Here is a 17,788-nt window from a genome sequence, read left to right as displayed (position 1 = left end):
CTTGTGGGTAACGCGCGTTATCCACAGCCCCCGCCGCGCGCGGCTGCGCGGGCCGAAAGGACCCGCCTAGCCTGCCCCGTATGCAGGTACACGAAAGGCTCAAGGACCTCCTGCGTCCCACCGGGGAGGAGGACCTGATGCGGGTGCGCTACCCGCGCCCGCGCTGGCAGATCACGCCCAGGCAGGGGGCCGCGTGCGCGGCGGTGCTGCTGGCGGCGGTGGCGCTGTGGTTGGCCTGGCCGCGCCCCTCAGTGGAACCCACCGCCGCTATCTCTGCGGAGGGTCTCGTCACCGCGGTGCCCGCGCCGCTTACGGAGGAGACCACCGCCTCGGAGCCGTCGGGGGAGCGGGAGATCGTGGTCTCGGTGGTGGGGCGGGTGGAGCGCCCCGGCCTGATCCGCCTGCCGCCGGGCTCGCGGGTGGCCGACGCCCTGGACGCGGCGGTGCCCCACGGGGACGCCAACACCCTCGCGCTCAACCTGGCCCGGCTGCTCAGCGATGGCGAACAGATCCACGTCCCCGGCCCGGGCGAGGACGTGGTCCAGGCACCCGGCGCGGTGGGCGCCCCCGCACCGGGCGGAGGCGCGGGAGGTGGGGGAGGCGCCGGAAAGGTCTCCCTCAACTCCGCGAGCGCGCAGGAACTCATGGAACTCGATGGGGTGGGGGAGGTGACCGCGCGGGCCATCGTGGACTATCGGGAGGCCCACGGGGGCTTTAGCGAGGTCGATCAGCTCCAGGAGGTGCGGGGGATCGGCCCGGCCAAGTTCGCCGCGCTCAAGGACCGGGTGGTCCCGTGAGCGAGCTGCGCCTGGTCCCGGCGGCGGCGCTGACCTGGGCGGTCGCCCTCGCGGCGATCCACGGGCACGCGCCGCTGGGGGCGTGCCTCGTCGGGGTGGTCGCCGCCGTGTGCCTGCTGCTGGGCTCCTGGGGCCAGGCACTTGTCACGGGATCGTGCGGCGCGGCCTCCCTCGCGGTGGCGGCAGAGAGGGTGACCGAGGGGCGGCGCGCGCTGCCGGGACTCCTGCGGGCCACGGTGCTCGGCGAGCCGAAGTCACTGCCCGGTGGTTCCTGGCTGGTGCGGGTCCGCGTTCCGGGCTACCCGGCGGAGGTTCCCCTCTTTATCCGCGGCCAGGAAGAGCCTTCCCTGCCGCGCGGGGGCACCCTCAGCGCGGCGGTGGACTGGGCGGGCAGCGAGCGCGCCGGGGTGGGCAGATGGGTGGGCACCGTGCGGTGGTGGGAGGCCGAGGAACCCGCCGGGGTCCATGCCTGGGTCAATCGGGTGCACGAGGAGTTCCGCGAGGCGGTCGTGCGGCACATGGGTGCCTCCTCCCAGGGCATCGCTCCGGGCATGGTGCTGGGCGATACCTCGCTGCAGGCGCAGGATGAGCGCGCCGCCTACCTCGCCAGCGGCCTTTCCCACCTCTCCGCCGTCAGCGGGGCCAACGTCACCATCGTGGCCACCTGTGCCTTCCTGCTGTGTCGCCTGTGCGGGCTGGGACCGCGCGTGCAGGTGGCCTCGGCGGGAGCGCTGGTGGCGCTGTTCTTCCTCCTCGTCGGCCCGGAGCCCTCCGTGCTGCGCGCCACCGTCACGGGCCTGGTGGGGCTGGCGGCCGTGGCGCGGTCCGCCACCTTTCCTCCGCTGCACGCGCTGAGCGTCTCCGTGATCGCGCTGGTGCTCTACGATTCCGACCTCGCCTGCCGGTGGGGCTTTGCCCTCTCGGTGGGGGCCACGGCGGGCATCGTCGCCTGCTATCGGATCTTCTATCGGCTGTGCGCGCGCACCCGCCTGCCGGATGTGGTGGCGCGCGCCGTGGCGGTGGCAGCGGCGGCGGACCTCGCCACGGCGCCGCTGGTGGCGGCGATGAGCGGACGGGTCTCCCTGGTGTCCGTCTGCGCGAACGTGGCCGTGGGGGCGGCGGTGGCCCCGGTTACCGTGCTCGGACTGGTGGCCGTGGCGTGGGGCTGCCTGCGGCTTCCCGGGCAGGGCATACCGCTGCACCTCATGGAGCCCTGCACCTGGTGGATACACCGGGTGGCCCGGTACGCCTCCTCCCTGCCCTATGCCACGGTGGAGGCTCGGCCCGAGTGGGTGATCCTGGGCTACGCCTGGCTGCTTTACCTCGCCCTGGCGCTGCGCGGACGTCGCTTTCTTCTCCTCATGGGCGCGCTGGCGGGAGCGCTCCTTACGGCCGCCTGGTCCTCGCGGGCCGCCCCGGAGGCGGACCTGTCCCGGCTGCGGGTGGCGGTGGTGGACACGGAGGAGGAGGCGCTGCGGGTGCCCCCGGGCGCGCAGGCGATCGTGGTCCGGGACCCCTCGGGCCGCCCGGCGCAGTACCCCAGCCAAACCGCCGCCGGGGTTCCCGTGCTCTTTCCCGCGCGCGATGGCCCGGTGAGCCTGCGCAACGACGGCACCCAGCGCGCGGCCGACGGCAGGTTTTAGCACTGTGTGGGTTCGTTCGAACGCGGGGCGCCACCGGCGGCGGTGCGCAGCCTCTGCTTCCGCCTGGGGCTGGGGCCGCCTGTGGCACGATAGAGCACATGGATTCCCAGGTGCACCTCATCGTTGGCACGGAGGCCTTCCTCGTGGAACGCCAGCGCCGCGCCATCATCGAGCAGATCAAGGACGGCCGCCCCGAGGTCACGGTCACCCCCATGAACGCCGGGGAACTTACGGCCTCCGAGGTCTTGGAGGTGCTCTCTCCCTCGCTGTTTGGGGACGACCGCGTGGTGGTCATCAAGAACACGGAGGTGGCGGGCAAGGAACCGGCGGAGCTGCTGGTGCAGGCCGCCCGCGATCCGGGGCCGGGGATCTACCTCATCGTGGAACACTCCGGCGGCGGGCGGACCAAGGCGCTGGTGCCCAAGCTGGAAAAGCTGGCCACCGCGCACCGCGCGGACGAGGTCAAGCAGCGGGAGCTGCCGGGATGGGTGACCCAGGAGTTCCGCTCCCACGGGGTGCGCATCACCCCGGACGTGGTGCACGCGCTGCTGGAGGGGGTGGGTTCGGACCTGCGCGAGCTGGCCTCCGCGGTGGCGCAGCTTGTGGCCGACGCGCAGGGGGACATCACCGTGGCCACCGTGCGCGCCTACTACTCCGGGGTGGCGGAGGTCTCGGCCTTCGACATCGCGGACTGGGCCGTCACCGGGCAGACCGCGCGGGCGGTGGCCGCCACCCGCCGGGCCCTGCAGTTGGGGATGAGCCCCGTGGTGATCGCCGCCGCGCTGAGTTCCAAGGTAGGCATGATCGCGCGGCTGTATTCCACCTCCGGGCGCGTGGACTCGCGCCGCCTGGCCGGGCAGCTCGGCGCGCACCCCTTCGTGATCGAAAAGACCTCCAAGGTGGCCCGGAGGTGGTCGAGCGATTCCGTGAGCCGCGCCGTGATCCTCATGGCGGACCTGGACGCCACCGTGAAGGGGCAGGGCGGGGACCCGCTCTTTGCCATCGAGTCCGCCGTCCAGCGCGTGGCGCGGCTGGCTGGTTAGACTACTCACCATGACTTCTCCGGATATTCCCCAGGACGTGCAGGAACTAGCCACCCGGCTCTTTGACATGGCCCGCAGCGGCGACGAGCGGCTGGTGGAGTACGTCGATCACGGGGTGGCCGTGGACATGGTGAACCAGGAGGGCAACAGCTTTCTCATGCTCGCCGCATACGCGGGGCACGCCGACCTGGTCGGCGCGCTCATCGAGCGCGGGGCGGACGTGAATAGGCTCAACGATCGCGGCCAGTCCCCGCTGGCCGGGGCGATCTTTAAGAAGGAGGACGCCGTGGTGGAGGCGCTCCTCGCGGCGCACGCCGACCCCCACCGAGGGCAGCCCACCGCCGTGGACACGGCCCGCATGTTTGGCCGGGAGGACCTCGTGGACCGCCTGCGATGACGCCCCGGGCGCTTCTTTCCCTGACCGTCCTCAACCTCGTGGGGGTGGCGGCGCCAGGCCCGGACACGATCCTGGTCATGCGCGCCGCCACTCGTTCTCGCCGCCACGCCTACGCCACGGTGGCGGGCATCCACGTGGGCGTGCTGTGGTGGATGGCGCTCACGGTGCTGGGGGCCGCCGCGGTGTTGGGACGCTACCCGGTGCTCGTGGGGGCGGTGCAGCTCGTGGGCGGGGCGTACCTGGCGTACATGGGCGCGGCGATGGCGCGCGTGGGGTGGCGGCTGCGCCGTTACGGCGCGGCGGACGTGCCCGCCGCGACGCGGGCCACCTCCGCGCAGTGCGCCCGCCAGGGCGTGCTGACCAACCTCTCCAACCCGAAGATCGTGCTCTTTTTGACCTCGATCATCGCCCCGGTCATGCCCGCCGATCCGTCCTGGGGCTCGGCGCTGGCGATCATCGCCTGCCTGTGGCTGAGTTCCCTGGCGTACTTTCTGGTGGTGGCCACGGCGCTTTCCACCCGCGCGGTGCAGCGCCGGGCGCTGCGGGCGGGGCCGTTCATCGACCTCGGGGCCGGGGCGCTCTTCCTGATCTTCGGCGCGGTGCTCGTGGTCAGGGGAGCGATGGAGGTCCTGGCCTAAGACCTCCGGGAATGCGTCCGCGCGCTGCCGACGCCGCGCCCGACCGCCCTGGCCGCACGACGGGAAGGCAAACCGCACAACGCAAAAGCCCCCGGCTTTCCACCGGGGGCTTTTGTACGATGAGGCTGGATTAGCTCATCTTGTTGAACAGGTGCGCCATGCCGGACTTCTTATTGGCGGCGTTGTTGCGGTGCAGCACGCCCTTGGACACGGACTTGTCCAGCACGCGGGAGGCCACGCGGAGCTGGGCCTCGGCGGCGGTCTTGTCGCCCTCGGCCACGGCCTCGCGGAACTTGCGGATCTCGGTGCGCACGCGGGAGCGCACGGCCTGGTTGCGCTGGCGGCTCTTCTCGTTGGTGATGATGCGCTTCTTCTTGGACTTGATGTTAGCCATAAAAGGTTCCCTCTTGATGTCTGAAAACTGCTTTAGGACGTATCGCGCGTCCTCTACCTGGTGTCTGCCGGGGCGACGCGGGGCCTGCGTAGGCATCCCGTGGCGTCGCCGTTGGTGCCGACTCTGGCGAACCCAAGGTCCTGCCCGCCGTGTTCGGTACAACCCGTAAAGGACAACCCGAGAGATTTTAGCAGGGGGAGCGCGCCGAGACAAAGGCGCTCCGCCGCCCCGATCGCCGCTCGTGCCAGGAGAGGAATTACGTCCACCCGTAGCGGTTGCGCAGCTTGCTGGCGATGCGGTCGAAGCGGCGGCGGGGGAACAGCACCCCCTGGCGCCGGATGCCCAGGTGCGGGATCTCCAGCACGCGGTCCAGGCGCACCCAACACTGGCGGCCCTTCTCGTCCCATTCCCCGGAGCCGATGTCGAGCCATTCCTTCTCGTTGGCGTGGCGCGGGTTGGGGGAGATGAGCAGGCCCAGCACGGTGTCGCGCCCGTGGCTGATCACCAGCACGGCGCGGTCGCGCAGGGGGCGGTCCGGGCCGTCGGAGGGGGCCCACACCCACACCACCTCGCCGGGCTCGGGCTGGCCGTCCATGTCCGGGGCGTAGTAGATGCTGCGGGCCTTGGCGGCGGTGGCGGTCACGTGGATGGTGCTGGGCAGGCACCGTGCGGCGGGGGAGGGGGCGTCGCACAGGCCCAGCCGGGAGTTGATCCGGTCGAGCCCGGCCTGCAGGGGCGGCACCTTGCTTCCGGGCAGGATCTTTTTGACCAGGGTGGCAAGCTCTCGTGCCGTGGCGGATTTGCTCATGTGCATCAGTCCCGGGGATGGGTGCGTGGGTGGGGGGCGGGGCGCGTCGCACGGGCTATTGCCTCACCCGTCACCTCTGTTACATGGCTTAGAATATACCGCCTCGTTGGGTAGAGTGTCAGGGGTTAGTTCGACGGAAGGGGTCTCCACGTTCATGGCCAGCACGCCAGCAAACTTCGCAGAAGCCACCTTTACGGACCTGGATCGCATCCGTAACTTCTGCATCATCGCCCACATCGATCACGGCAAGTCCACGCTGGCGGACCGTATTCTGCAGTTGTCCAAGGTGGTGGAGGAGCGCGACATGCGCGATCAGTACCTGGACAACATGGACATCGAGCGCGAGCGCGGCATCACCATCAAGGCCCAGAACGTGCGCCTGCCGTGGGTGCCGCGCTCGGGGGCGGCCCAGGGCCAGGAGATCGTGCTCCAGATGATCGACACCCCCGGCCACGTGGACTTCACCTACGAGGTCTCCCGCGCGCTCGCCGCCTGCGAGGGCGCGATCCTGCTCGTGGACGCCGCCCAGGGAATCGAGGCGCAGACCCTGGCCAACCTCTACCTGGCGATGGAGAAGGACCTGGAGATCATCCCGGTCCTCAACAAGATCGACCTGCCCGCCGCGGACCCGGAGAAGTACGCCCTGGAGATCGCCAACATCATCGGCTGCGAGCCGGACGACGTGCTGCGCGTGTCCGGCAAGACCGGCGAGGGCGTGGAGGCCCTGCTGGATCGCGTGTGCGAGATGGTGCCGCCCCCGGCCACCGAGCACCCCGCCGACGCCCCGGCCCGCGCCATGATCTTCGACTCCGTCTACGACACCTACCGGGGCGTGGTCACCTACATCCGCATGGTGGACGGCAAGCTCACCCCGCGCCAGAAGGTCCGCATGATGTCCACCGGCGCGCTGCACGAGCTCTTGGAGATCGGCATCGTCTCCCCCACGCCGAAGAAGTGCCAGGGGCTCGGCCCCGGAGAGGTGGGCTACCTGATTACCGGCGTGAAGGACGTGCGCGAGACCAAGGTGGGCGACACTGTCACCTGGGCGTCGAAGGGCGCGGAGGAGCCGCTGCAGGGATACGAGGACCCCGCCCCGATGGTCTACTCCGGGCTGTTCCCCATCTCCCAGGAGGACTTCCCCGCGCTGCGCGACGCCCTGGACAAGCTGCAGCTCAACGACGCCTCCCTGACCTTCGAGCCGGAGACGTCCGTGGCCCTGGGCTTCGGCTTCCGCTGCGGCTTCCTCGGCCTGCTGCACATGGAGATCACCCGCGCCCGCCTGGAGCGCGAGTTCGACCTCAACCTCATCTCCACCGCGCCCTCGGTCACCTACCGCGTGGTGGCCGAGGACGGCGAGGAGCACGTGGTGCACAACCCCGCGGACTGGCCGGGCGGCAAGCTGCGCGAGGTCTACGAGCCCATCGTGGACATGACCATCATCGTGCCCTCCGACTACGTGGGCCCCACGATGGAGCTGTGCCAGGCCCGACGCGGGCAGATGAAGAACATGGACTACCTCTCCGAGGACCGCGTGGAGCTGCGCTACGTGATGCCCCTGGGCGAGATCATCTTCGACTTCTTCGACATGCTTAAGTCCCGCACCAAGGGCTACGCCTCCCTCAACTACGAGGACGCCGGGGAACAGGAGGCGGACCTGGTCAAGGTGGACATCCTGCTCCAGGGCGATCCCGTGGACGCTTTTAGCGCCATCGTGCACCGGGACAACGCCCAGTGGTACGGCAACAAGATGACCAAGAAGCTCAAGGAGATCATCCCCCGCCAGCAGTTCGAGGTGCCCGTGCAGGCGGCCATCGGCGCCAAGATCATCTCCCGCGAGAACATCAAGGCCCTGCGCAAGGACGTCCTCTCCAAGTGCTACGGCGGAGACATCTCGCGTAAGCGCAAGCTGTTGGAGAAGCAGAAGGAAGGCAAGAAGCGCATGAAGTCCATCGGCTCGGTCAACGTGCCGCAGGAGGCCTTCGTGGCGGCGCTGTCTACGGACGAGGCGTAGGATCCGCAAGAAGGGACAGACCTTTTCCCTGGAAACGCCTCCCCGGTCGGGCGGGCGCTCCTACACTAGGGGAATGACCTCCCTGAACCTTCCCCACGGCCGCGTGCTCACCGCCGAGCAGGAGATGCGGCCCTTTCTTACCGACGCCTCCCAGGTGCCTCCGGAGGGCCTGCCCCGGGCCGTTGCGGTGGCGCGTTCCACCGAGGACGTCTCCGCCGCCCTGCGCTGGGCGCACGAGCACCGCGTCAAGGTCTCCGTGCGCGCGGGCGGCAGCGGCGTCTCCGGCGGGGCGCTGGCCTACGAGGGCGGTCTGGTGCTGGCCCTGCACGAGATGAATCGCATCCTCGACCTCGACGTCCCGGCCCGCCTGGCCACCGTGGAGGCCGGGGTACTCACCGCCGACCTGGACGCCGAGGCCCGCAGGTACGGGCTCTTCTTCGCCCCGGACCCCGCCAGCGCCGAGATCTCCACCGTGGGCGGCAACATCGCCACCAACGCCGGGGGCCTGCGCTGCCTCGCCCACGGGGACACCGCCAAGGCCGTGGCCGCGCTGAAGGTGGTGCTGGCCACCGGCGAGGTCATCACCACCGGCGCGCGCACCGTGAAGAACTCCACGGGCCTGAACCTCACCCAGCTCTTCGTCGGATCCGAGGGCACCCTCGGCGTGATCACCGAGGCCACCGTGTGGCTCACCCCCGCGCCCGAGGGGCCGGCGCACACGTTCATGGCCGGCTTCGACGCCATCCAGGACGCCGGGCGCGCCGTGGTGGACGTCGTGCGCTCCGTGGGGCTGGAAACGCTCGAGCTTATCGACGCCCCCATCGCCGCCATGGTGGAGCAGTACCGGCCCAGCGGTCTGCCGCAGCCCCAGGCCGCGCTGCTCATCGGGCAGGCGCTGGGCCCGCAGGCGGCCGAGTCTGTGGCGGAGGCCGCCGAGTTGTGCCGGAAGAACGGGGCCGCGCGGGCGGAGACGGGCGAGGGCGACGCCCTGCTGGAGGCCCGCCGCCTCGCGCTGCCCGCCATGCAGGCACGCGGCGAGTGGGTGATGGGGGACGTGGGCGTGCCGGTGCCCAACCTGCCCGCCATGATCGAGGCCATCGGCCGCATCGAGGAGGAGTCCGGCCGCGCGGTGCGGATCGTGGCCCACGCGGGCGACGGCAACCTGCACCCGATGGTGCAGGTGGAGCCGGGGCGTCGGGAGGAGGCGCAGGCGGTGATGGACCGCATCGTGGCCGCCGCCGTGGAGCTGGACGGGGTGATCTCCGGGGAGCACGGGATCGGCCTGCTTAAGCAGCACGAGCTGCACCGCCAGTACGACGCCGCCACGCTCGCGGCCCAGCACGCGATCAAGGCGGTCCTGGACCCGCGCGGCATTCTTTCCCCGGGGCGGGGGATCTAGGAGGGCGTGCCGCTACGCGCCTACGTGTGGCGCTTGTCCACCGTTTCCCGCCCGTTGTTATATCTATACCGCGTCGGACGAGTACATGGCGCTGTAGAAATCCTGCATGACCTCGGGGCTTACCTCGTTCGTGGAGGGCTCGCCCTCGGGAACGTGCGTGCGGGCCTCCCGCCACGGACGCTCGCTGTGGGAGAGGTCGCTGAGCTGCTGCCGGAGAGGTGGCCGTACGCGCGGAGGACGGCGTCGATGGTCTCTTTCTCATCGCTGCTCAGGTTCCCTGAGTCGCCTGGGAACATGCTCGCGGTGGCGTCGAAATGGCCGCGATGAGCAGCGTAGAGATCGCGCGTGACGGGGCCGTTGGCCCAGGCCTCGATTCGGGAGGGAAAGAGTGGCTTCTCGTCCCAGACCAGGCTCCATGCTTGCGAGTAGTAGGCGAGCTTGTGCAGCTTCATCGTGCTCATGCGCCCCTCGTTGCGTTCGAGGATGTATCGAGCCACATCGTTCACGTGCGCCACGGCTGCTCCTTGCGATGAGGATGATGGATGCTTCACGTACGTTCCCCCGATTACTCAGCGCTGTTTCACTGCTGCCGCTCAGGGTACCGCACCCTTTGGTACGGTGTCTAGGACTTTAGGGCAGTAGTCCCGTGTGGCGGCGATGGTCTTTCCCTATGCCTCGCGCTCGCGCAGGTACTCGCCAAGATAGGGCAGCGCAAAGTCCACGCGCCCGTACCCGGCGGGAGCGATGAGCCCGCGCTCGATGAGGCGGCGTCGATAGGTGGACTGCTGGTTAGCAGGTATGCCCATCGCTTCCGCGATCTCCCCGGTAGGCGTGGGGCGAGTTCCCCGCGCCATGCGGAGCAGGTATTCCAGCTCCCGCCCGGGTATCCCGCGCAGCGCGGGGGCGTGGACCTGCAACCCCATGCGGTCCTTGACCAGGGGGAGGGCGGCGTCGATGGTCTCGGCGGTGATCTCCTCCCCGGCGAGGGCCCACGCCACCGAGCCGAGAAGCTGCACCAGGTACGGGTAGCCCTGGGTGGCCTCGGCGGCAAGGCGGGCTGCGGCGTCGTCGAAGCGCTTGCTGCCGCGAAGGGCGGTATCGCGCAGGGTGCTCTCCACCTCGTCGCGGGAGAGCGCGGTGAGCGGCACGGGTACGGCGCGGCGCAGGAAGGTGGTTCCGGGGTGGTCGAGGAGTTCCGCGATCTCGAAGGGAAGCCCGGCCACGGTGAGGGCGATGGGGAGTTCGTCGCGCACCAGGTCCTGGATGGCGTCGGTGAGGACGTGAAGGTGCTCAGGGGAAGCCGATTGCAGCTCGTCGAGCGAGAGGAACAGGCCCCCGCCCCGGGAGTCAAGGAGGCTCACCGCCTCGCGCAGCAGGCTGTGGAGGGATTCTTGATACGGGTAGCGCCGGGCGCGCTCCACGGTGACGGAGCCGAGTCCGGCGAGCGAGCCCCCGGTGATCTGGGTGCGGTGCGGGGAGTCGGTGGCCTGGGCGAGCAGCTTGGGAAGGTCCGTGTGAAGGAGCTTATCGAGCATCGCGGTGGAGGCGGTGACGCGCAGGGGAGTCCAGCCGCGCTCGCGGGATTCCTTTTCCAGGAGGTTGAGCAGCACGGTCTTGCCGGAGCCGCGTGCCCCGCTGATGAGGGTGAAGCGGTACGGGGAGCCGGGGCCCTCGTCGAGCGCCAGCGATACCTGCGCCACGGTGCCGGTGCGCCCGGCGACGACCTCGGGGACGATGCCGAAGGTGGGGCGGAAGGGATTACGCGGTGCCATGCCTGCTCCTTGTACGATCTGTACGAACTATAGCACCCTGTACGAACTTCCTTCCGCTGTACGATCTGTACGAACTTGAGTGTATCGACTTCCCGTGGCACCGGGGCCGTCGATAAGCACAAAAAGGGCGGGGTGCGGCGACACCCCGCCCGCCGGATCACGGCCTACTCGAAGTCCAGCTTGTAGTTCTCCGGGCGTACCCAGCCGATCTTCTCGAAGAGCTTGCTAAAGGCGATGGAGAGCACCAGCGGCAGCGCGAAGAAGAGCGCGCCCACGATGAGCAGGTTGGTGGCGGTCCAGCCCCAGCCCTCGTAGTTGAGGGCGGCCAGCGGGCCCATGAGCCCGGACACGCCGAACCCGGCGGAGATCGGCGTGCCGGAGACGCCCAGCAGGCCGCCGAGCGCGCCCACGATGGCCGCCGTGCAGATCATGGGGAGCATGGTGATGGGGCGGGACCACAGGTTGGCCATCTGCACCTTGGGCGAGCCGAGCACGTGCAGGATGGAGGTGCCAAAGCCGTTGACCTTCCATCCGGCGATCATGAGGCCGAATCCGGCGGCGGTCACGCCCAGGTTGGCGGTGCCGGAGGAGACCCCCTCCATGAAGATCGCGGTGGCGATGCCCACGGTGGAGATGGGGGAGACGATCATGACGGAGAAGAACACGGCCAGCACCAGCCCCATGAGGACGGGCTGGAACCCGGTGGCGCCGTTGACCACGGAGCCCAGCCACTGGGTGAGCACCTTCACGGCGGGGTAGGTGACCATGGAGCCGATGCCGCCGGCGATGAGCACCACGATCATGGAGAGCAGGAGGATCGTGTAGTTCTTCAGCCGCTGCCCGATGAGGGCCACCACGCCCACCGCGATGGCGGCGGTGAGGCCGGAGTTGATGACCAGCCCGGTGCCCTGGACGTGGAAGCCGCCCTCGGGGTCCGGGGCGGCCACGCCGGAGCCCAGCATGGCGGCGATGCCCACGGCGGCCGTCTGAATGGGGGTGAGCTTGAACTGCATGGCCACCATGACGCCGATGATGAGCGGCATCATGGACGCGGTGAGGCTGACCATGTTGATGATGTTGATCCCCTGGGGGAACACCGGCAGCAGGGCCTTGAAGAGCTCTCCCAGGAGTGCCTGGGGCACCAGGGAGACCACCACGGCGATGGAGATGCCGTTGAGCACTTTGAGCGTGAAATCACCGGCGGAGGTGGCGTAGGGCGCAGGCGCGGGGGATGATTCGGTCACAATGCTCCTCGGGAAAGACGACGAAAGACTATTTGTTGAAGATACCTTTTTGACCCGCGCACACATAGGCGGAGGGTCGGGCCGCCCGGATGCCGCCTCTCGATGCCGCTTATCGACGCCGCCTCTCGACGACCCCCGGCGGTCTCGGGGTCAGTCGGTCCGAGGCCGCGACGCCTCCGCGCCGCCGCCCCCGCTGCCCCGATACGCCGCGCGGCGCAGCGCCTCCTCCAGGGGGCCGCGCGGCCTCCAGGCCCGCCACGCCGAGCAGAACAGCAGCGCCCCCGCGATGGAGCCCAGCCACCACCCCGTGTGGCCGGTCTCCGGCGCGGCGGGGGCGGACTCGGCCTTCTCCTTCATCGGCTGGTACAGCATCTCGGTCTGCGTGCTCATGTAGTCCTCCCAGTCCTGGGCCTGGGAGATCCGGGATCGGAACTCCTTAAAGTCCACGTTGGGGAAGGGATCCTCGGCGGACCGGGAGTACCCGGACTCCGCCCCCGAGTGCTGGAAGGGGTACCCGTTCAGCGGGATCGCGGCGGTGAGCACGTGGGCCGCGTACACCGTGAGCGCCATGATCCCCATGCTGCGCAGCGGGTAGAGTGCGGCGCTCAGCGCGCGCGGGCGGGTGAGCAGCAGGCACAGCCCGATCACCCCGGCGGAGAAGCCGTAGGAATACACCACGTCCAGGGGGTTCTCCCCGTGTCCCAGCTCCCCGGTGAGGTGGCGCTGCCACAGCGCGTACCCGCCCACGGCGATCCCGGCGAGGGTGACCGCCGTGGCGACGCGGGCCCCGGCGCGGAAGGCGCGCAGCAGCACCATGCCGAAGAGCCCGTAGGCCAGCCAGTTGAGGATGGGGTAGGCGCCCTCCAGGAGCGGGGACATGGCCATGGGGCCTCCCCGGTGCAGATAAAAACTCAGGGCGATCCCGGCGAGCGGCAGCGCCACCGCGCCCGCCAGCAGCCAGCGGGTGCGCCACCGGGTGCACGGCCCCAACACCAGGTAGATGGCCCCGATGGAGCCGAGCACCACGGCGATGATCGCCTGCGCGGTGGAGAGCACCATGCCCGTGCCCACGAGGATCACGCCCCGGATCAGGGTGCGGTGCCGGGCGCGCGCGAGGGCCGGTCCGCCCTCGGCGTCGGCGCGGGCGTGCATGAGGCAGAGCGAGACCCCGGCGAGCACGGCAAAGAGCGCGGAGGGGAACCCGTTGCTGGCGGCGTTGACCCAGGGGAGATCGGGGCCGAGGTGAGAGGTCATCATGCCGATGATCGCCAGGGCGCGGGCGAGGTCGAAGCCGTCGATGCGGGGGCGGGTGGGTGAGGGCGGGGTGCTGGTGGACATGGTGCACCAGGGTGTCATGGATGGGCGCGCGCCGCCAGTGCTCGCCCAAGAGGCAGGGCAGTATCCCCGTGCTAGAAGCTGGAGGACCCGCCCCCGCCGCTGAACCCGGAGGAGTACGTGGTGTTGGTGGAGGACTGCGCCTGCGCGGCCTCGTGCGCCTCCACGTTGCTGCTGTGCCAGTTCGTCAGCATCACGTAGGTCACCACGTTGCTGTAGCGGTAGTCCGGCTCGTAGAGGGAGGGGCGGCGCAACTTCTTGTACTCCTTGACGTCGGAGAGCTCCCGGCGCCTGACCTCCTCCAGCGTGGCCTGGTAGTCCTCGATCACCCGCACCAGGGAGGGCAGGAAGTCCGCGTCGAGCACCCGCGCGGAAAGGTCCTCCACGCGCCGCTGAATGGCTCTCAGTTCGGCCTTCAGTTCCCCGTTCCTGGTGCCCAGCGCGGCCGCGCGCACGTCGGCCCGCAGCTTCTCCACGTCCGCCCGGCGGGCGGACTCGTCGCCGCGCTCGATGTCAAAGAGGCGGTTGACGTTGCCCTCGGCGGTCTCTATCTGGGTGATCGTGGCGGCGGCCCGGGAGAGGGCCTCGTGCTGGCCCGCCATGGCCTTGTCGTCGCCGGTGTCCAGGGAGCCGAGCCCGCGCGCGCCGGATACCTGATCGTTAAGAGCGAGGAAGCGATCGCGCACCCGCGTCCACTGGCCGCGCAGGTGATCGTCGGCAAGGGGGCTGCTTAAGGAGTGGGCGCGCACGTCGATGTCGGGGAGGCGCCCGGCGATCTTTCCGTAGTTATTCAGTACGAGGTCGAGGTCCGCGCGGGCCTGCGCGGCCTTCTTCCTGCGGCCGTGCCGCACGAGGGTGAGGGAACCGCCCACGCCCCCGGTCACCGCTCCGGCGCCCACTCCCGCGCCGATACCGGCGGCGGTGCGGTCGCTCACGGCGTCGTCGTACAGGCGCCGCTTGAGCGCCGGGATGTCCGTGGCGGTGCGGGTGGCGCTGAGCAGGCCCGCCGGGATGTCGCCGTCCTTGACGCCGGGCTTCATGGCGTCCAGCGCGGCGTCGAGCGCGGTGCCCCTCCACAGGTGCAGCGCGTCGCACACGTCGTTGCCGCAGCCCACAAAGGCGTTCCGGGGGTCGAGCCCCACGCCCACGATCAGCGCGCCGTCGGAGTAGTGGTCGTCGTCCGGGGCGATGAGGCCCGGGCGGTGCTCGCGCACGTGTTCCTCGAGGGAGTCCAGCACGTTGTCCTCGTTTTCCTCGAACACCACGTAGTACAGGCCGGTGACCACGCCTGGCATCTCCAGGCGCTCGGCGTCGCGGCGCATGCGGGCCTCGTCCTCAGCGCTGAGCACGTCCTGCGGGTCGTCGATCTCCACGGGCACGCCCGCGTGGGGATCGAGCTGCTCGCGCGAGGCGGTGAGCTGGTGGCCGGGCACGGGGGCGTCCTGGGCGTTCCACACGGCCATCCCGGCGCCGACGCCCACGAGCGTGGCGGCGACGGCGGAAGCGGAGAGTCCCTTGCTCAGTATTGATCCCGGCATGCCGCCAGGCTAACGCATCTCCTCGGGAGCGGCACCCGGTGTAGAAACAGGGTTGTATATGAGTTCTAGACAGGTACGTCTATACTGTGGTGAATCCGTACCCACCTCGGCATGAAAGGCCGCCATGATCCTTACCGGACTCGCCCTCGGGGCAGCGCTCGGCGCCGTGATGCAGCGCGGGCGCTTCTGCGTGACGGGCATGCTGCGCGACATCTTCCTCCAGCGCTCCTGGCGCGGCTTCACCGCCCTGCTCATCGTGATCTCCGTGCACGCCGTGGGCCTGGCGGCGCTGACCAGCGCGGGGATCATCGCCCCGGAATACAGCGACCTCGCCCCGGTGGCCGTGGTCGTGGGCGGCGTGCTCTTCGGCCTGGGCATCGTGCTGGCCGGCGGCTGCGCCTCCGGCACCTGGTACCGCTCGGCCGAGGGGCTGGTGGGATCGTGGATCGCCCTGGGCACCTACGCCCTGTCCGCCGCCGCGATGAAAAGCGGGGCCCTGCGCGGCCTCAACGACGCCCTCCACGCGCCCACGCTGCCCCTGCGCAGCCTCCCACAGAGCCTCGGCGTCTCTCCCTGGTGGTTCGCCCTGGCCCTCGGCGGGCTCACCGCCGCGCTGGCGCGCCGCTACCTCGCCGCCGAGAAGCCGGTGGCCACGCTGCGCCGCCAGCCCTGGCGGCGCCCGCTGCACCTGTACGCCGCCGCCGTGATCGTCGGCCTGCTCGGGGTGCTGGCCTGGCCGCTCTCCGCCGCCACCGGCCGCAACGACGGCCTGGGGATCACCACCCCCTCCTCCAACGTGCTGCGCTACCTTGTCACCGGCGACACCGAGCGCGTGGACTGGGGCGTCATGCTCGTGCTCGGGCTGTTCCTCGGCGCCTTCGCGGCGGCCAAGGCCACCGGGGAGTTCCGCGTGCGCGTGCCCGACGCCACCACCGCCTGCCGCGCGGTGCTCGGCGGCCTGGCCATGGGCGTGGGGGCCTCGCTCGCCGGGGGTTGCACCGTGGGCAACGGCATGGTGCAGACCTCCCTGTTCACCTACCAGGGCTGGCTGGCCCTGCTGTTCATCGCCCTGGGGGTGGGGCTGGGCACGCGCCTGTGGCTGCGGCCCGCCGCCCCGCGCCTCGCGGGGCAGGAGTCTGTGCGGCCCGTGCGGCCCGGGGAGCCCGGAGAGCCCGCGGCGCAGGCCCGTGGGGAGGGGGCCGTGGCGGGGGCGGCGTCGGTCCTGCCCGCCGTGCCCTCCGTCGGAGGGCTGATCTCCCTGGGCGGCGCGGTCCCGGAGCGGCGTGACCAGCCGGGCGGCGGGGTGGCCACGCTCGCGCCGGGGCGCTACCGCCTGGACACCTTCGGCGCCGTGTGCCCCTTCCCCCTCATCGAGGCCAAGGAGGCCATGAGGCGGCTCGCGCCGGGGGAGGAGCTGGTGATCGACTTCGACTGCACCCAGGCCACGGACTCCATACCGCGCTGGGCGGCCGAGGACGGCCACGAGGTGGTGGAGTTTACCGAGCGCGGCGAGGCCGGGTGGAGCATCACCGTGCGCAAGGGCGCGTAGCGGGCGGGCGACCTCGGGGGTACGACCCCGGCGTGGGGAGGTGGCGCGCCGGGCATGTGGGTTACACTCTGGACTATGGAGCCCTGGATGGATCGGGAGCAGGTGCTGCTCTCCGGCGCGGAAGCCCACGAGTTTGACCAGATGATGGGGATCTTCGAGGTGCCCGAGGAGCACCTGCTGGATCTTTCCCTGCTGCCACGCATCTACTCCAGCTAGGGGAGCCCGATGGCGCGAAAGATCATCCTGGACTGCGACCCCGGCCACGACGACGCCGTGGCCATCCTGCTGGCCGCGGGCAGCCCCGAGATCGACCTGCTGGGCATCACCACCGTGGGCGGCAACCAGACCCTCGGCAAGGTCACCCACAACGCCCGGCAGGTGATGACCATCGCCGGGCTGACCGACGTCCCCCTGCACGCCGGGTGCACCCGACCCCTGGTGCGCCCGGTGGAGGTGGCCGCCGACGTCCACGGGGACTCCGGCATGGAGATCCACGGCTTTGACCTGCCCGACCCCGCCGTGGAGGTGTCCCCCGGGCACGCGGTGGACTACATCATCGACACCGTGATGGCGCACGAGCCCGGCGAGGTCACCCTGGTCCCCACCGGCCCGCTGACCAACATCGCCCTGGCCGTGCGCAAGGAGCCGCGCATCGCCGAGCGCGTGCGCGAGGTGGTGCTCATGGGCGGCGGCTACCACGAAGGCAACAAGACCGCCACGGCGGAGTTCAACATCTCCGTGGACCCCGAGGCCGCGCACATCGTGTTCCACGAGCCCTGGCCCCTGGTGATGGTGGGCCTCGACCTCACCCACCAGGCCCTGGCCACCCGCGAGGTCGAGGCGCGCTTTGCCGCGCTGGGCACCCGGGCGGGGGACTTCGTGGTGGGGCTGTGCGGCTTCTTCCGCGAGGCCTACCGGCAGGCCCAGGGCTTCGACGACCCCCCGGTGCACGACCCCTGCACCGTCGCCTACCTCATCGACCCCTCGGTGGTGAGCACAGTGCGGGTTCCCCTGGACGTGGAGCTGCACGGGGCGCTGACCACGGGTATGACGGTGGCGGATTTCAGGGCGCCCGCGCCCCCGGGGTGCACGACCTCGGTGGCGGTGAAGCTCGACCACGGGCGGTTCTGGGATCTCGTGGTGCAGGCGGTGGAGGGGCTTGACTAGCTATATCTCGGGGGAGGGGTAATCTTGATTCCTTGTGAGAGTAGGTAGTAAAA

At 70.3% G+C, this 17,788-nt stretch carries 17 protein-coding genes; 10 read left to right on the top strand and 7 right to left on the bottom strand.

What is annotated here, in order from left to right; all coding sequences use genetic code 11:
* Window positions 1-80: 80 nt before the first annotated feature.
* The 5 genes from B140_RS0101930 (at window position 81) to B140_RS0101910 (ending at window position 4,518) form a co-directional block, all read left to right on the top strand.
* Entirely contained in the window at window positions 81-797 is a 717-nt protein-coding gene (locus tag B140_RS0101930) for a ComEA family DNA-binding protein (RefSeq protein ID WP_018117664.1), read from the top strand.
* The gene (locus tag B140_RS0101925) at window positions 794-2,440 is read left to right on the top strand and encodes a ComEC/Rec2 family competence protein (protein ID WP_018117663.1); all 1,647 of its coding nucleotides are present in this window, start codon (window positions 794-796) and stop codon (window positions 2,438-2,440) included. The genes B140_RS0101930 and B140_RS0101925 overlap by 4 nt, the downstream gene beginning before the upstream one ends.
* Window positions 2,441-2,538: 98 nt before the next feature.
* Entirely contained in the window at window positions 2,539-3,483 is a 945-nt protein-coding gene (holA, locus tag B140_RS0101920) for a DNA polymerase III subunit delta (protein WP_018117662.1), read from the top strand.
* 10 nt (window positions 3,484-3,493) lie between these two features.
* A complete protein-coding gene (locus tag B140_RS0101915) occupies window positions 3,494-3,880 on the top strand; it encodes an ankyrin repeat domain-containing protein (protein WP_026165883.1) in 387 nt (128 codons plus the stop codon).
* Window positions 3,877-4,518: a LysE family transporter gene (locus B140_RS0101910; RefSeq protein WP_018117660.1), complete on the top strand. Its 642-nt coding sequence runs from the start codon at window positions 3,877-3,879 to the stop codon at window positions 4,516-4,518. Before B140_RS0101915 ends, B140_RS0101910 begins: the two co-directional genes overlap by 4 nt.
* Before the next feature lie 130 nt (window positions 4,519-4,648).
* Here B140_RS0101910 and rpsT read toward each other — a convergent pair whose 3' ends face one another.
* Both rpsT and B140_RS0101900 read right to left on the bottom strand, forming a co-directional pair.
* Window positions 4,649-4,912, bottom strand: coding sequence for a 30S ribosomal protein S20 (rpsT, locus tag B140_RS0101905; RefSeq protein WP_018117659.1), 264 nt, complete (start codon window positions 4,910-4,912; stop codon window positions 4,649-4,651).
* 256 nt (window positions 4,913-5,168) lie between these two features.
* Complete coding sequence (locus tag B140_RS0101900; protein WP_018117658.1) at window positions 5,169-5,720, bottom strand: type II toxin-antitoxin system PemK/MazF family toxin; 552 nt, start codon at window positions 5,718-5,720, stop codon at window positions 5,169-5,171.
* Window positions 5,721-5,874: 154 nt separating this feature from the next.
* Between B140_RS0101900 and lepA the strand changes: the two genes are divergently transcribed.
* Together lepA and B140_RS0101890 are read left to right on the top strand one after the other, a co-directional pair.
* Complete coding sequence (gene lepA, locus B140_RS0101895) at window positions 5,875-7,731, top strand: translation elongation factor 4 (protein WP_018117657.1); 1,857 nt, start codon at window positions 5,875-5,877, stop codon at window positions 7,729-7,731.
* 73 nt (window positions 7,732-7,804) lie between these two features.
* Window positions 7,805-9,130, top strand: coding sequence for an FAD-binding oxidoreductase (locus B140_RS0101890; protein WP_018117656.1), 1,326 nt, complete (start codon window positions 7,805-7,807; stop codon window positions 9,128-9,130).
* A gap of 119 nt (window positions 9,131-9,249) precedes the next feature.
* On the opposite strand, the gene B140_RS11635 is transcribed toward B140_RS0101890, so the two are convergent.
* The 5 genes from B140_RS11635 to B140_RS0101865 form a co-directional block, all read right to left on the bottom strand.
* Window positions 9,250-9,645, bottom strand: a complete 396-nt coding sequence (locus tag B140_RS11635) for a Panacea domain-containing protein (protein WP_244874365.1) — start codon at window positions 9,643-9,645, stop codon at window positions 9,250-9,252.
* 153 nt (window positions 9,646-9,798) lie between these two features.
* A complete protein-coding gene (locus B140_RS0101880) occupies window positions 9,799-10,902 on the bottom strand; it encodes an ATP-binding protein (protein WP_018117655.1) in 1,104 nt (367 codons plus the stop codon).
* Window positions 10,903-11,066: 164 nt separating this feature from the next.
* Entirely contained in the window at window positions 11,067-12,146 is a 1,080-nt protein-coding gene (locus B140_RS0101875; protein WP_018117654.1) for a PTS sugar transporter subunit IIC, read from the bottom strand.
* Between the two features lie 150 nt (window positions 12,147-12,296).
* Complete coding sequence (locus B140_RS0101870) at window positions 12,297-13,484, bottom strand: heparan-alpha-glucosaminide N-acetyltransferase domain-containing protein (protein WP_018117653.1); 1,188 nt, start codon at window positions 13,482-13,484, stop codon at window positions 12,297-12,299.
* 71 nt (window positions 13,485-13,555) lie between these two features.
* Entirely contained in the window at window positions 13,556-15,019 is a 1,464-nt protein-coding gene (locus B140_RS0101865; protein WP_018117652.1) for a hypothetical protein, read from the bottom strand.
* A 124-nt stretch (window positions 15,020-15,143) separates the two neighbouring features.
* Between B140_RS0101865 and B140_RS0101860 the strand changes: the two genes are divergently transcribed.
* The 3 genes from B140_RS0101860 to uriH all read left to right on the top strand — a co-directional run bounded on the left by B140_RS0101860 (window position 15,144) and on the right by uriH (window position 17,735).
* A complete protein-coding gene (locus B140_RS0101860; RefSeq protein WP_018117651.1) occupies window positions 15,144-16,568 on the top strand; it encodes a YeeE/YedE thiosulfate transporter family protein in 1,425 nt (474 codons plus the stop codon).
* 75 nt (window positions 16,569-16,643) lie between these two features.
* Complete coding sequence (locus tag B140_RS14110) at window positions 16,644-16,784, top strand: hypothetical protein (RefSeq protein WP_169332514.1); 141 nt, start codon at window positions 16,644-16,646, stop codon at window positions 16,782-16,784.
* 9 nt (window positions 16,785-16,793) lie between these two features.
* Window positions 16,794-17,735 carry a uridine-preferring nucleoside hydrolase UriH gene (uriH, locus tag B140_RS0101850; protein WP_018117649.1) on the top strand — a complete coding sequence of 314 codons (942 nt, stop codon included), beginning with the start codon at window positions 16,794-16,796 and terminating at the stop codon, window positions 17,733-17,735.
* The last annotated feature ends 53 nt before the right edge of the window (window positions 17,736-17,788 follow it).

The organism is Corynebacterium mastitidis DSM 44356 (assembly GCF_000375365.1).
Lineage (GTDB): Bacteria > Actinomycetota > Actinomycetes > Mycobacteriales > Mycobacteriaceae > Corynebacterium > Corynebacterium mastitidis.
Note: the sequence above shows the minus strand (reverse complement) of the source record. Positions and strands in the feature narration are given on the sequence as shown.